This is a genomic window from Micromonospora sp. NPDC049051 (assembly GCF_043197575.1).
In the GTDB taxonomy this organism is placed as follows: domain Bacteria; phylum Actinomycetota; class Actinomycetes; order Mycobacteriales; family Micromonosporaceae; genus Micromonospora.
Genome location: NZ_JBICTL010000004.1, coordinates 902,895 through 915,527, shown reverse-complemented (window position 1 = coordinate 915,527; position 12,633 = coordinate 902,895). Strand labels below are relative to the sequence as shown.

The window sequence follows — 12,633 nt, the reverse complement described above, 5'->3', positions numbered from 1 at the left end:
GCTTGTCTCGCTCTCGGGTCACATCGCTGTCCGGGCCGACCACAGCTCGGGGAAGACCACCCGGGCCATGCTGCGTTGCAGCCACGCCAGTCCGGCGGAGCCGCCGCTGCCGACCTTGGCGCCCATTGTGCGCTGCACCGCCTTGACGTGGTGCTGCCGCCAGTCGCCGAACTGCTCGGCGACCTCGGTCAACGCCTCGCCCAGCATCCGCAGGTGGTTCTCCGGCCCGGGCTCGGCGTAGATCCGCACCCAGGCCGCCTCCACGGCGGCGTGCGGCTGGTGCTCGGCGGCGAACTCCCGGTCCAGCAGGTCAGCCGGCAGGTCGTGGCCGTGCCGGGCCAGCAGGGCGAGCACGTCGTCCCAGAGGCTCGGGGCCGCCAGGGTGGCGCGCAGCTCGGCGTAGACCTCGGTCTGCCTGCGGAACGGGCGGATCAGCGCCTCGTCGCGGAGGCCGAGCAGGAACTCCAGGTGCCGGTACATGGCCGACTGGAAGCCGGAGCCCTCGCCCAGCAGGTTGCGGAACCGGTTGAAGTCGGCCGGCGTCATCCAGCGCAGCCCCTTCCAGGCCGCGTTCAGCCCCTCCAGGTGCAGCGCGGCGCGGCGCAGCGGGGCCAGCGCGTCCCACACCCGGTCGGCCCGCAGCAGCCGCTGCGCCTCGCGCAGCTCGTGGCAGGTCAGCCCGAAGTACAGCTCCATGATCTGGCTGACCACCAGGAAGGACATCTCGCCGGGGTCGTCGCTCAGTGGCTGCTGCAACCGGTGCAGCGTGCTGGCCTGCACGTACGCGTCGTACGGCACCCGCTCGGTGAACTCCAGCGTCGGTTCACCGCCGTTGCGGGCGGCGCGGGCGGCGCGCTGCCGCGGGGTCGCCGGGCGCACCGCCGCCTTGGCGGGTACCCGCAGCTCCGTCTGCTCCACCGGTGGCCTCCCTCTGTTCTGCGTCACCCGGACGGCCGACGGTCGGCCGTTTTGGGGATGACCGACATGGTCTCTCGGCGGAACCCCCGATTGGAATGCCGGATCAACGGCACACACCCCCTCTGACCTGCGACGCGGAAGGCATGAGTCGGATTCGGGTTTACGGAGGTAAGGTCGCCGCATGGACGACATGGACTGGGCGCTGCTGCGGGAACTGCAGGCCGACGCGCGCCTCTCCTTCAGCGAACTCTCCCGCCGGGTGCACCTGTCGCCGCCGGCCGTGGCCGAGCGGGTACGCCGGCTGGAGGAGTCGGGGGTGATCACCGGCTACCACGCCCACGTCGACCTGACCCGGGCCGGCCGCACCGTGGTCGCGCTGATCCGGATGTCCTGTTACGGGTCGCGGTGCATCCTGCACGACCCGGACGTGGCGGGCTGGCCGGAGATCCTGGAGATCCACCGCATCACCGGCGACGCGTGCAGCATGCTCAAGGTGGCCGCCGGGTCGATCGACGACTTCGAGGCGGTCATCGACCGGCTCGCCCCGTACGGCCAGCCGTCCAGCACGATGGTGCTCTCCACCCCGCTCCAGTGGCAGCCCGTCACCCCGTTGCCCCCGGCCGACCGGCCCCGCTGACGCCCCCGCCGACCGGTCCCGCTGACCGGCCCCCGGGTTTGCCCCCCGGCCAGCGGGAAAGCAGGCCACTGTTGCCCGGGGAGGATTCCGGTGATCGTCACCGGAAGGGGGGATCATGCCGGTACTCACAGCGTTCCAACGTGCCCTGACCAGGGTTCTGACCGTATTGGCGCTGGTCGGGGCGTTCGTCCTGGCGACCGTCGCGCCCGGGTGGGCGGGCGAGAACACCTTCGTCGAGGTGGTGCCCAACAGCGCGCAGGCCGGCACCCGGGTCAGTATCCGGGCCAGTTGCGACAACGCCAACGACCGCCAGGCCGACGTGCACTCCGACGCCTTCGGGCGCGTGATCCTGCGGCCGGACAACGGCTTCCTGACCGGTCAGGTCACCATCCCGGGCAGCAAGGCGCCCGGCGACTACCCGGTGAACCTGCGCTGCGACAACGGCAGGACCGCGACGACCACGCTCACCGTGCTGAACATGGAGCAGCCCAGCAAGGGCCCGGCCACCGGGGGCGGCGGCACCGCCGGCGCGTCGGGCACCGGCTCGATGCTGATGGTCGGGGGCCTCGCGGTGGTGGCGCTGGCCGTGGGCTTCGGCTTCTTCGGCAACCGCCGCCGGACCGGGACCGGTTCCTGACCCGCCGTCGCCATGGCCCGCTTGCGGAGGCGTACCAGGCGAGCTGATCCGGGCCGGGTCCGGGCGGGCACCCGGCGGGCGCTGCGCGCGTCCCGCCGGGCGGCGGCCGCGACCGTCCGCCGGCTGCGACGGGTGGCCGGGGAGGCGGTGTCGGCGAGCGTCGCCACCACGGATCCGGCCGCCGGAACCGTGTCCGCCCGCCCCCGGTACCGCCGGATTCCGGCCGGCCGCCGCCGGCCGTTCTCGGAGCGGGGCCCGGGTCTGCCGGTCCTGGTGATCGGGACGCTGATGGCGCTGATCATCACGATGCTCGGCGTGGAGCGGATCGCCGGTGTGAGCCTGCTGCCGGACCGGTTCCTCGCGGCGCTGCGGCCGGCGCCGAAGGAGTTCCCGGTGCTGCCCGCCAGCCGGCCCGTCGGCATCGCCATCGACCCGATCGACGTCCGGGCGCCCGTGCACGCCGTCGGGATCGCCCCGGACGGCACCATCGGGGTGCCCGACGCCGCCCGCGCCCAGGAGGCCGGCTGGTACGACCAGGGGCCGACCCCGGGTCAGTACGGCCCGTCGGTGATCGTCGGGCACGTCGACACGACCACCGGGCCGGCGGTCTTCCACAAGCTGCGGGACCTGCGCGACGGCGACCGCATCGAGGTCGCCCGGCAGGACCGCTCGGTGGCGGTCTTCGAGGTGGACTCGGTCGAACGGTTCGACAAGGACCAACTGCCGGTCGACGAGGTCTTCGGCGACTTCAGCCGGCCCCGGCTGCGCCTGATCACCTGCGGCGGGCGCTGGGTGGGCGGCGAGACCGGGTACGCCGACAACGTGGTGGTCTTCGCGTCCCTGGTCCGGGCACGCACGGCCTGACCGGCCGCCGGGCGCCGGTGTCGCCGGGCGGCCGTGCCGCCTACCGCGGTCGGCGGGCGGGGCGACGGTCAGGCGGCCTCGGGCTCGCGCAGGTCCAGCCAGTCGGCCCAGCGGGGATCCGGCGCGCGGTGGCCGAGCACCCGCCAGGCGGTGCCCCTCGGGGCCGCCGGCAGCGCGTGCAACCGCCAGCCCAGCTCGGCCGGCGTCTTGTCGCCTTTGGTGTGGTTGCACCGGGCGCAGGCGGCGACGACGTTCTCCCAGGCGTGCCGGCCGCCCCGGCTACGGGGGAAGACGTGGTCGATGGTCTCGGCGGGGCCCCGGCAGTAGGCGCACCGCCAGCCGTCCCGGGCGAAGATGGCGCGACGGGAGAGGCCGACGTGCGTGCGGTAGGGCACCCGTACGAAGCGGGTGAGCCGGACGACCGACGGCACCGGCAGCGCGTCGCGGGCGCTGTGCAGGATGCCGTCGCCGTCGGCGACGCAGACCGCCTTGGCGGAGAGCACGAGAATGGCGGCACGACGCACCGACACGACGCACAGCGGCTCGTAGGTGGCATTGAGGACCAGCGCACCGGAGCCCACCGTGGGTCGTATGTCAGGCATCGCGTTCACCCTCCCGGTTCAGCGGCTCCTACTCACCACCGCCGACCGGGAACGGGCACAGCGACCCACCACGGCCGACGCCGGCCGGATCACCGACGTCCGTGCGCCCATCGTCCCTGATCGGCCCCCGGATTGCACGTACTAATCCGGGGTCCCTCCGGATGCGTTTCCGGCACGTGTCAGGATGGCCGGTTCACCCGCGCCCGCTGGCGCCCCTGTCCGGGAGGGTGCCGGGCCGGGTCACGCCGCGGAGGGTCGGCGCGATCCCGCCCCGCCGGGTGCGGTACGAAGACACCGTGACCGATGTCAGCCTGACGCCCGCCCTGCCCGCCGTCGAGGCGCCGGACCCGGCCCCGTCGCCGACCTGCCTGGACGACGCCCTGTGCAAGAGCGTCTACGACATGACCGGATCGGTGTGGTTCGCCGAGGGCAGCTACTGGATCCTGCTGAAGCCGCTGCGCATCGTGCTGATCCTGCTGCTGGCCGTCGCCGCCCGGTGGCTGGTGCACCGGACGATCCGCCGGCTGGTGCGCACCACCACCGACGCGGGCGTGCCGACCATGCTGCGCCCGCTGCGCGAGCGGATCCCCACCGCCGCCGTCGAGCCCGGCGAGTTCGTCCCCGAGCGACGCAGGCAGCGGGCCGAGGCGATCGGCTCGGTGCTGCGCAGCCTGAGCACCGCGTTCATCTTCGGCATCGCGCTGCTGATGATCCTCAAGGAGTTCAGCTTCGACCTGGCCCCGCTGCTGGCCAGCGCCGGCATCGCGGGGGTGGCCCTCGGCTTCGGCGCGCAGAGCCTGGTCAAGGACCTGATCGCGGGCCTGTTCATGCTGATCGAGGACCAGTACGGCGTGGGCGACACCGTGGACCTCGGCGAGGCGACCGGCGTGGTGGAGGCGGTCGGGCTGCGGGTCACCACCGTCCGCGACGGGCGGGGCGTGCTCTGGTACATCCGCAACGGCGAGATCGTCCGGGTGGGTAACAAGAGCCAGGGCTGGGCCCTGGTGGTGGTCGACCTGCCGATCGGCTTCGCCGGCACCGAGGAGGCCACGGCCGTGCTACGGACCGCCGCCGCCTCGGTGGCGATGGACCCCGAACTCGCTCCGGAGATCGTCGAGGCGCCGGAGGTGCTGGGCGTCGAGCAGATGACGGTCGACGGCGCGGTCATCCGTACGGTGGTCAAGACGACCGCGGACGGGCAGTTCGCCGTCGGCCGGGAACTGCGTCGCCGGCTCGCCGAGGCGTTGGAGAACTCCGGCATCACCGCGAAGATCGCCGCCGCCCGGCTCTACCCCGGCATAGCGATGCACACTCCCGGCGAGACCGGGCAGGGCGGCGCCACCTGAGGCACCCCGACGCCGGGCGGTGGGGGTCGCGAGCCGGGCGGCCCCTCGGGTATCGTCCGTTCGTTCAGTCGGGGATGCGACGATCAACCCCTTCGCCCTAGCCAGTCGTCGGACGATCGGGCAAAATCCGGTGCACGCGCTCCCCCGGAGCGTGATCACGTCCTCGCTGATCCGTAGATCTGACGACGGTTCCCGGGCCGTCCATCACGAGTGGCCCGCCCAGGGAACGATGGAGGCGACGGTGCCTGACGAGCGACCACCCCCGGAAGGGCCCGCAACCTTCCGCGAGGTGTTCGTCAACCGCGAGTACGGCGCCGTATTCACGGCGAGCGCCCTCTCCTGGATCGGCGACTACATCGCCAAGGCGGCGGTCACCCTGCTGGTCTACGAGGAGACCCGGTCCGTCGCGCTCTCCGCCGCCGCCTTCGCGGTGAGCTACCTGCCCTGGCTCGTCGGCGGTCCCCTGCTCGCCACGCTCGCGGAGCGGCACCGCTACCGGCAGGTCATGGTCGTCTGCGACCTCGTCCGGATGCTGCTGATGGTGTGCATCGCCATCCCGGGCATGCCCGTCGCGGCGGTCCTGGCGCTGCTCTTCGCCACCACGCTGGCCAATCCACCGAGCCAGGCCGCCAAGTCGGCGCTGATCCCCCTGATCCTCACCGGGGACCGCCTGGTGGTCGGGCTGTCCATGATCAGCAGCGTCGGCCAGGCCGCCCAGGTCGTCGGCTACCTGGCGGGCGCGGCCATCGCGGCGTTCAACCCGACCACCGCGCTCCTGGTGAACGCGGCGACCTTCGCCCTGTCGGCCGCGCTGGTCCGCTTCGGCGTGGCCGACCGACCGACGGCGATGACCGCCGCGCACCGCAGCCACCTGCTGCGGGAGACCGCGCAGGGGTTCCAGATCGTGTTCGGCACCCCGGTGCTACGGGCCATCGCCGTGCTGGTCTTCGCCGCCATGCTCTTCTCCGTGGTGCCGGAGGGCCTCGCCGCCGCGTGGGCCAGCGAGCACGCCGGCCGGCTGGACGCGGGTGCCGCCCAGGCCATCATCATGGCGGCGAATCCCGTCGGCTTCATCCTCGGCGGCCTGATCGTGAGCCGGGCGTTCGGGCCGGACCGCAGGCTGAGCCTGATGCGGCCGCTGGCGGTGCTCTCCCCGCTGGCCCTGGTGCCGGCCCTGCTCGACCCGCCACCACTGGTGGTGGCGCTGCTCGCCGCCGCCTGCGGGTTCGCCGTCGCCGGCATGCTGCCAGTGGCCAACGGGCTCTTCGTCCGGGCCCTGCCCGACGGCTACCGGGCCCGCGCCTTCGGCGTGATGGCGACCGGCGTCCAGGTCATCCAGGGCCTGGCCGTCCTCATCACCGGGCTGCTGGCCGAGCGATACTCCATCCCGCTCGTGGTGGGGGTGTGGAGCGCCGTCGGGGTGCTGCTGATGACGCTCGCCGCCGTGCGCTGGCCGAACCGGTCGACGATCGACGCGACCATCGACGCCGCGCAGCGGGCGAGCGCGGCCACCCTGCGGCAGTCTGGCGAGGCGGCCGGGACGGGAGACGCGCCGGGGCTGGTCGGGGAGGAGTCCCCGGGCCAGCCGGTGGGCCGCTGGGCGGTCGCCCCGGCGAGGCGGGACAGCAGCGGCACACGGTGACCCGACCCACAGCCGACACCCCCCGATCGCTCCGGGCCGCACCTGGCAGGATGGAACGGTGAATGCCGCAGGTGAGTCCGACCGTCCCGAGGCGTCGATGACCCTCTTCGAAGCGGTCGGCGGCGAGCCCACCTTCCGCAGGCTCGTGGACGAGTTCTACGCCGGTGTCGCCGCCGACCCGCTGCTGCGTCCCATGTATCCGGAGGAGGACCTGGGCCCGGCCGCGGACCGGCTGACCCTGTTCCTCATGCAGTACTGGGGCGGCCCCAACACGTACTCGGCGCAGCGGGGGCACCCCCGGCTGCGGATGCGGCACGCGCCGTACCGGATCGGCGCCGCCGAGCGGGACGCGTGGCTGCTGCACATGCGCCGCGCCGTCGACCGGCTCGACCTGCCGCCGGAGATCGCCACCGCGCTCTGGGACTACCTGGAGCGGGCCGCCTACTTCATGGTCAACGCGATGGAGGATCCGGCGGGACCGGCCTGACCCGGGCACCGGATGCATGGCGGGAGCGGCGGTCCGCTTCGGACGGTGCCGGATGCCGGCCGCGTTGCCGAGATTCACGCTGATGGCACAGCCGGGCGGGAGCCCGGCGGTACGCGTCGGACCGGGTCCGCCGCCCGCCGGGCGTCTGGCGGCTCAGAGCAGGGCGCCCTCGTCGTGCAGCCAGTCCACGAAGCTCGTGGCGACGGCCGCGCCACAGTCGAGCATCTCGACCAGGAGCGCGTCGTGCGCGCCGGCGCTGAACGGCACCTGCAACTCCGCGTAGATCGGCAGCTGGCCGCGCTCGGTCGGGTCGCCGACGTAGGCCTTGCAGAAGCGGCGGGTGTGGTTCCACTCGTTGACCACCCGGTAGGCGCGGTCGGCCCAGTCCGGCGGCACCGTCGCGTGTGGACGGGCGCGCATGACCAGGATCTCGTCCTCCGGCCCCTCCAGGGTGACCAGCACGGCGTGCCGCTCCCACATGGCCAGCAGGTTGCCGTCACCGTCGGCCAGGTAGCGCACGTCGAGCATGTCGAGTGCGTCGCAGACGCGGGGCAGGGTGACCGGCTCGACCGTGGCGGGCATGTCCGCGATCACGGCTCGCTCCGGCGGTGGGCAGTCGTCTCCCGGTTGACGGGGGGTCGGTGGTCCGACCCGGACGGTGCTCTCCACTGTGACCCCGCTCCGACTTTCCGGGTCGCCGCCGCCGTTGGCGGGACCGGGGCGCCATGACCACCACGGCATCGCTCGCGCACCTCACTCCCCAGCGGATCCAGCCGCCTACGGTGCGTTGGATCCGAGGATGGACGGTACCCGGACAGCCGGGTTGAGGCACCCCCCTAACGGCAGCACCAGGACAGAAGAATGACCACGGGTCATCCGAACGGATGAACTCAGACAGGCCGCACGACGAGATTCGTGGCCGTCTGCGACCAGATCGCTCCGTACGGTCCCACCAGACCGACCCATCGGCCCACCGTTCGCACCTGAACGTCGCCCCCGCCGTCCGTCCCGGTGAACCCCTTACCGGACCCCAGGAAGCCCATCCGGACCAACCCCTGAACCATCCGCTGGGTCACCTCCACCGGCTCGCCGGGCGGGTCGTCCGGGGTGACCACCACCGGCACGTGGTCGAGCAGCGCGTCACGCAGCGCCCGCTGCCCGACCGCGCGCCCGCCGACACCGTGGGCGCTGGCGTCGCGCAGGGCTCCCGCCGCCGCCGCCGCGACCCGCCGCAGCTCGCCGGCGGGCAGCGTCTCCACCCGGCGACTGGCCGCGGGCGGCAGCGGCCACCGCCAGCGCTCGTCCCGCCGCGTCGGCAGTGCCGCCCCACCCGTCGACAGCTCGGTCAGCAACTCGGCGCCCGACACCGTGGCGTCGCCCGGGCCGTCGCCGGCCACCGTGCGGACGACCAGCACGCCCCACGGCAGGCGCCCCCAGAGGGCCGTACGGCCCCTCGCGCCGGTCGATCGGAGTCGGACCGGCGCGCCGGGGTCCAGTCGCACGAGGCGGGCCAGGAAGGCCCCCGCGTCGGCCGCGTCGGCTATCCCGTGCCCGCCGGCGGCCCGTGCCGGGGGGACCGGCCCGTCGGTCGTCACGCCGCCGGTCCCTGCGGCGCGTACGTCAGCAGGAACGTCCGCTCCTCCGGGGTGATCCGCCGGGGCCGCTGCCGGGTCAAGTCGAACGGCACCAGCACCGAACGGGCGCGGCTGGCCAGGACGTCGCCGTCGAAGAGTTCGTAGGCGACCGTGAAGGAGGCGCCCCGGATCTCCTCCACCCACAGCTCGATGCGCACCGTGGGAGCGGCCTCCGCCGTGGCCCGGCCGAGGGCGTACTCGACCGGGCGCAGGTAGTCGATCTCGTGCCGGCTGATCACGACCCCGTCGGCGAACGAGCCCACCCCCCACGCCCGGCCGCCGGCGAACATCAACGCCACCCGCGCCTCCTCGTAGAGGGTGAGGAAGCGCGAGTTGTTGACGTGGCCGTACGCGTCCAGGTCGGACCACCGCAGGGTGCAGTGGTAGACGAAACGATCACTCATGATCGGCAGCGTTCCGCTGCTAGTCGCGGGTCAGCTTGCGGTAGGTCACCCGGTGCGGGCGGGCCGCCTCCGCGCCGAGCCGGTCGACCTTGTTCTTCTCGTACGCCTCGAAGTTGCCCTCGAACCAGAACCACTTGGCCGGGTTCTCGTCGTCGCCCTCCCAGGCCAGGATGTGCGTGGCGACCCGGTCCAGGAACATCCGGTCGTGTGAGATGACCACGGCGCAGCCGGGGAACTCCAGCAGCGCGTTCTCCAGGCTGGAGAGCGTCTCCACGTCCAGGTCGTTGGTGGGCTCGTCGAGCAGGATCACGTTGCCGCCGATCTTCAGCGTCAGCGCGAGGTTGAGCCGGTTGCGCTCGCCGCCGGAGAGCACCTTGGTCGGCTTCTGCTGGTCCGGGCCCTTGAACCCGAACGCCGCGATGTACGCCCGCGACGGCATCTCGACCTTGCCGACCATCAGGTGGTCCAGCCCGTCGGAGACGACCTCCCAGACCGTCTTGTCCCCGGCCAGGCCCTGCCGGTTCTGGTCGACGTACGACAGCGAGACGGTCTCGCCGACCTTGACCTCGCCGCTCGTCGGCTGCTCCAGCCCGACGATGGTCTTGAACAGGGTGGTCTTGCCGACGCCGTTCGGGCCGATGATGCCGACGATGCCGTTGCGCGGCAGCGAGAAGGACAGGTTGTCGATCAGCACCCGGTCGCCGAAGCCCTTGGTCAGGTTGTGCGCCTCGATGACCGTGTTGCCCAGGCGCGGGCCCGGCGGGATCTGGATCTCCTCGAAGTCCAGCTTGCGGGTCTTCTCCGCCTCGGTGGCCATCTCCTCGTAGCGGTCGAGGCGGGCCTTGGACTTGGTCTGCCGCGCCTTGGCGTTGGAGCGGACCCACTCCAGTTCCTCGGTGAGGCGCTTCTTCATCTTGGCGTCGCGGCGGCCCTCGACGGCCAGCCGGGCGGCCTTCTTCTCCAGGTAGGTGGAGTAGTTGCCCTCGTAGCCGACGGCCCGGCCGCGGTCCAGCTCCAGGATCCAGCCGGCCACGTTGTCGAGGAAGTACCGGTCGTGGGTGATCGCCATGACGGTGCCGGCGTACTTGGCCAGGTGCTGCTCCAGCCAGGAGACGCTCTCCGCGTCCAGGTGGTTGGTGGGCTCGTCGAGCAGCAGCAGGTCGGGGGCCTCCAGCAGCAGCTTGCACAGCGCCACCCGGCGGCGCTCACCGCCGGAGAGCTGGGTGACGTCGGCGTCCGGCGGCGGGCAGCGCAGCGCGTCCATCGCCAGTTCGAGCTTGGAGTCGATGTCCCACGCGTCGGCGTGGTCCAGCTCCTCCTGGAGCTTGCCCATCTCCTCCATCAGCTCGTCGGAGTAGTCGGTGGCCATCTGCTCGGCGATCTTGTTGAACCGCTCCAGTTTGGCCTTGGTCTCGGCGACCGCCTCCTCGACGTTGCCGAGCACGGTCTTGGCATCGTTGAGCGGCGGCTCCTGGGCGAGCAGGCCGACGGTGTAGCCGGGCATCAGCCGGGCCTCGCCGTTGCTCGGCCGGTCCAGGCCTGCCATGATCTTGAGGAGGCTGGACTTGCCGGCGCCGTTCGGGCCGACCACACCGATCTTGGCCCCCGGCAGGAAGCTCAGCGTCACGTTGTCGAGCACGACCTTGTCGCCGTGCGCCTTGCGCGCCTTTTCCAGGACGTAGATGTACTGGGCCACGGTGCGGGCTACCTCCGTAGGTTGCGGCTGGGTCGGCGGGCGCGGGCGCGGGCTGCGATCTCCGCCCGCCGCCGCCGGCCGGTGGCCGGCCGCACGCACGCCATCCTCAATCCTGACAGGTACGCGGCGCCGCGCCCACATCACCCCGCCCCGACGCACCGGACGCGACCTGCCACCCCTGCTTCCCGACAGGGGTATCGACAAGATCACGTAAGGGGTTGGACCATCGTGGGAAGGGTAGGTGACTCCGGCACGGGGCCCCAGAAGCCGCAGCTACGCTCAGTACGCTCATTCGCGGTTGACCCGTCAGCACCCGGAGGTGGCCGAACGTGACCGTCCGCAGCTCCTTTGTCGTAGTGGCGAACCGGCTACCGGTCGACGAGGTGAGCACCCCCGAGGGACGGCAGTGGCGTCGCAGCCCCGGAGGGCTGGTGACCGCACTGCACCCCGTCCTCGCCGAGCACCAGGGCACCTGGGTCGGCTGGGCCGGCGGCACCGGCGCCGCCCCCGAGCCCTTCGACCTGGAGGGCATCCGGCTGCACCCGGTGCCGTTGAGCGCCGAGGAGCTGGAGCGCTACTACGAGGGCCAGTCCAACGCGACCATCTGGCCGCTCTACCACGACGCGGTGGAGACGCCGGCCTACAAGCGCCGCTGGCGCGAGGCGTACCGCCTGGTCAACGCCCGCTTCGCGGAGGCCGCGGCGGAGGTCGCGGCCGAGGGCGCGACGGTCTGGGTGCAGGACTACCAGCTCCAGCTCGTCCCGGCGATGTTGCGCGAGCTGCGGCCCGACCTGCGGATCGGCTTCTTCCTGCACATCCCGTTCCCGCCCATCGAGCTGTTCATGCAGATGCCGTTCCGCACCGAGATCCTGCGCGGCCTGCTCGGCGCCGACCTGGTCGGGTTCCAGCAGCGGCTCGCCGCGCAGAACTTCGTCCGGCTGGCCCGGCACCTGCTGGGGCTGCGCTACGAGGGGCAGATGATCCAGGTCGACGGCCGCCAGGTGAAGGCCGGCGCGTTCCCGATCTCCATCGACACGAAGGAGATGGAGCGGCTGGCCGCCGATCCGGCGATCCAGGCGCGGGCGAAGGAGATCCGCGAGGAGCTGGGCAACCCGAAGACGATCATCCTGGGCGTCGACCGGCTCGACTACACCAAGGGCATCGAGTTGCGGCTGAAGGCCTTCCGCGAGTTGCTGGCTGACGGAAAGTTGACAGTTCCCGACGCGGTTATGGTGCAGGTCGCCACGCCCAGCCGCGAGCGGGTGGAGCACTACCAGGCGCTTCGCGTCAAGGTGGAGCGGGAAGTTGGTCGGATTAATGGCGAATTCGGCAGGGTCGGCGTGCCGGCGGTGCATTATCTGCATCAGTCGTACAGTCGCACTGAACTCGCCGCGATGTACGCCGCCGCCGACGTGATGATGGTGACCCCGCTGCGAGACGGAATGAACCTGGTAGCAAAGGAGTACGTCGCATCGCGCGCCGACCAGGGCGGTGCGCTCGTGCTCAGCGAGTTCGCCGGCGCCGCCACCGAGCTGCGCCAGGCGTTCCTGTGTAACCCGCACGACCCTGACGCGGTCAAGGACGCCCTGCTGAGGGCCGTGCACGTCGAGAAGCCGGAGGCCCGCCGCAGAATGCGGACAATGCAGCGCCATCTACGCACCCACGACGTGGGGCACTGGGCGAAGTCCTTCCTCACCGAACTCGGTGTGCCTCAAGCGGAGGTCGAGTGAACGCCGCCAGCGAGATCGTCACCCCGGCGGCCGGCA

General features: G+C 72.2%; 13 protein-coding genes. 7 read left to right on the top strand and 6 right to left on the bottom strand.

Annotated features, from left to right (window positions below):
- Positions 1-18 precede the first annotated feature (18 nt).
- Positions 19-918: a tryptophan 2,3-dioxygenase gene (locus ACGFIR_RS21005; RefSeq protein ID WP_392999261.1), complete on the bottom strand. Its 900-nt coding sequence runs from the start codon at positions 916-918 to the stop codon at positions 19-21.
- A gap of 181 nt (positions 919-1,099) precedes the next feature.
- Here ACGFIR_RS21005 and ACGFIR_RS21000 point away from each other — a divergent pair, with 181 nt between their 5' ends.
- The 3 genes from ACGFIR_RS21000 (at position 1,100) to ACGFIR_RS20990 (ending at position 3,056) form a co-directional block, all read left to right on the top strand.
- Positions 1,100-1,555 (top strand): Lrp/AsnC family transcriptional regulator, encoded by a 456-nt coding sequence (locus tag ACGFIR_RS21000; protein WP_363899516.1) that lies wholly within the window; start codon positions 1,100-1,102, stop codon positions 1,553-1,555.
- 115 nt (positions 1,556-1,670) lie between these two features.
- Positions 1,671-2,192, top strand: coding sequence for a hypothetical protein (locus ACGFIR_RS20995; protein WP_392999259.1), 522 nt, complete (start codon positions 1,671-1,673; stop codon positions 2,190-2,192).
- A gap of 12 nt (positions 2,193-2,204) precedes the next feature.
- Positions 2,205-3,056 carry a class F sortase gene (locus ACGFIR_RS20990; RefSeq protein ID WP_392999257.1) on the top strand — a complete coding sequence of 284 codons (852 nt, stop codon included), beginning with the start codon at positions 2,205-2,207 and terminating at the stop codon, positions 3,054-3,056.
- A 68-nt stretch (positions 3,057-3,124) separates the two neighbouring features.
- Here ACGFIR_RS20990 and ACGFIR_RS20985 read toward each other — a convergent pair whose 3' ends face one another.
- On the bottom strand, positions 3,125-3,658 hold the full coding sequence (locus ACGFIR_RS20985; protein WP_334609954.1) for an HNH endonuclease: 534 nt from the start codon (positions 3,656-3,658) through the stop codon (positions 3,125-3,127).
- Positions 3,659-3,954: 296 nt separating this feature from the next.
- On the opposite strand from ACGFIR_RS20985, the gene ACGFIR_RS20980 reads away from it, so the two are divergent.
- The 3 genes from ACGFIR_RS20980 to ACGFIR_RS20970 all read left to right on the top strand — a co-directional run bounded on the left by ACGFIR_RS20980 (position 3,955) and on the right by ACGFIR_RS20970 (position 7,133).
- Complete coding sequence (locus ACGFIR_RS20980) at positions 3,955-5,004, top strand: mechanosensitive ion channel family protein (protein WP_392999255.1); 1,050 nt, start codon at positions 3,955-3,957, stop codon at positions 5,002-5,004.
- A 229-nt stretch (positions 5,005-5,233) separates the two neighbouring features.
- Positions 5,234-6,646: an MFS transporter gene (locus ACGFIR_RS20975; protein ID WP_392999254.1), complete on the top strand. Its 1,413-nt coding sequence runs from the start codon at positions 5,234-5,236 to the stop codon at positions 6,644-6,646.
- 97 nt (positions 6,647-6,743) lie between these two features.
- On the top strand, positions 6,744-7,133 hold the full coding sequence (locus ACGFIR_RS20970; RefSeq protein WP_392999470.1) for a globin: 390 nt from the start codon (positions 6,744-6,746) through the stop codon (positions 7,131-7,133).
- A 153-nt stretch (positions 7,134-7,286) separates the two neighbouring features.
- Here the strand turns inward: ACGFIR_RS20970 and ACGFIR_RS20965 are convergent, their stop codons facing one another.
- From ACGFIR_RS20965 to ettA, 4 genes are all read right to left on the bottom strand, one after another.
- Positions 7,287-7,874: a YbjN domain-containing protein gene (locus tag ACGFIR_RS20965; RefSeq protein WP_392999252.1), complete on the bottom strand. Its 588-nt coding sequence runs from the start codon at positions 7,872-7,874 to the stop codon at positions 7,287-7,289.
- Positions 7,875-8,023: 149 nt separating this feature from the next.
- Complete coding sequence (locus tag ACGFIR_RS20960; protein WP_392999250.1) at positions 8,024-8,728, bottom strand: hypothetical protein; 705 nt, start codon at positions 8,726-8,728, stop codon at positions 8,024-8,026.
- The gene (locus tag ACGFIR_RS20955) at positions 8,725-9,171 is read right to left on the bottom strand and encodes an acyl-CoA thioesterase (protein ID WP_392999248.1); all 447 of its coding nucleotides are present in this window, start codon (positions 9,169-9,171) and stop codon (positions 8,725-8,727) included. The genes ACGFIR_RS20960 and ACGFIR_RS20955 overlap by 4 nt, the downstream gene beginning before the upstream one ends.
- Positions 9,172-9,190: 19 nt before the next feature.
- Positions 9,191-10,867 carry an energy-dependent translational throttle protein EttA gene (gene ettA / locus ACGFIR_RS20950; protein WP_392999246.1) on the bottom strand — a complete coding sequence of 559 codons (1,677 nt, stop codon included), beginning with the start codon at positions 10,865-10,867 and terminating at the stop codon, positions 9,191-9,193.
- A 329-nt stretch (positions 10,868-11,196) separates the two neighbouring features.
- Here ettA and ACGFIR_RS20945 point away from each other — a divergent pair, with 329 nt between their 5' ends.
- Positions 11,197-12,597 carry a trehalose-6-phosphate synthase gene (locus ACGFIR_RS20945; protein ID WP_392999244.1) on the top strand — a complete coding sequence of 467 codons (1,401 nt, stop codon included), beginning with the start codon at positions 11,197-11,199 and terminating at the stop codon, positions 12,595-12,597.
- The last annotated feature ends 36 nt before the right edge of the window (positions 12,598-12,633 follow it).

Coding starts and splice junctions, on each gene's coding strand:
- ACGFIR_RS20995 (WP_392999259.1), top strand. CDS start 1,671: ATGCCGGTACTCACAGCGTTCCAACGTGCCCTGACCAGGGTTCTGACC.
- ACGFIR_RS20985 (WP_334609954.1), bottom strand. CDS start 3,658: ATGCCTGACATACGACCCACGGTGGGCTCCGGTGCGCTGGTCCTCAAT.
- ACGFIR_RS20990 (WP_392999257.1), top strand. CDS start 2,205: ATGGCCCGCTTGCGGAGGCGTACCAGGCGAGCTGATCCGGGCCGGGTC.
- ACGFIR_RS20975 (WP_392999254.1), top strand. CDS start 5,234: ATGGAGGCGACGGTGCCTGACGAGCGACCACCCCCGGAAGGGCCCGCA.
- ACGFIR_RS20970 (WP_392999470.1), top strand. CDS start 6,744: ATGACCCTCTTCGAAGCGGTCGGCGGCGAGCCCACCTTCCGCAGGCTC.
- ACGFIR_RS21000 (WP_363899516.1), top strand. CDS start 1,100: ATGGACGACATGGACTGGGCGCTGCTGCGGGAACTGCAGGCCGACGCG.
- ACGFIR_RS20965 (WP_392999252.1), bottom strand. CDS start 7,874: ATGCCGTGGTGGTCATGGCGCCCCGGTCCCGCCAACGGCGGCGGCGAC.
- ACGFIR_RS20955 (WP_392999248.1), bottom strand. CDS start 9,171: ATGAGTGATCGTTTCGTCTACCACTGCACCCTGCGGTGGTCCGACCTG.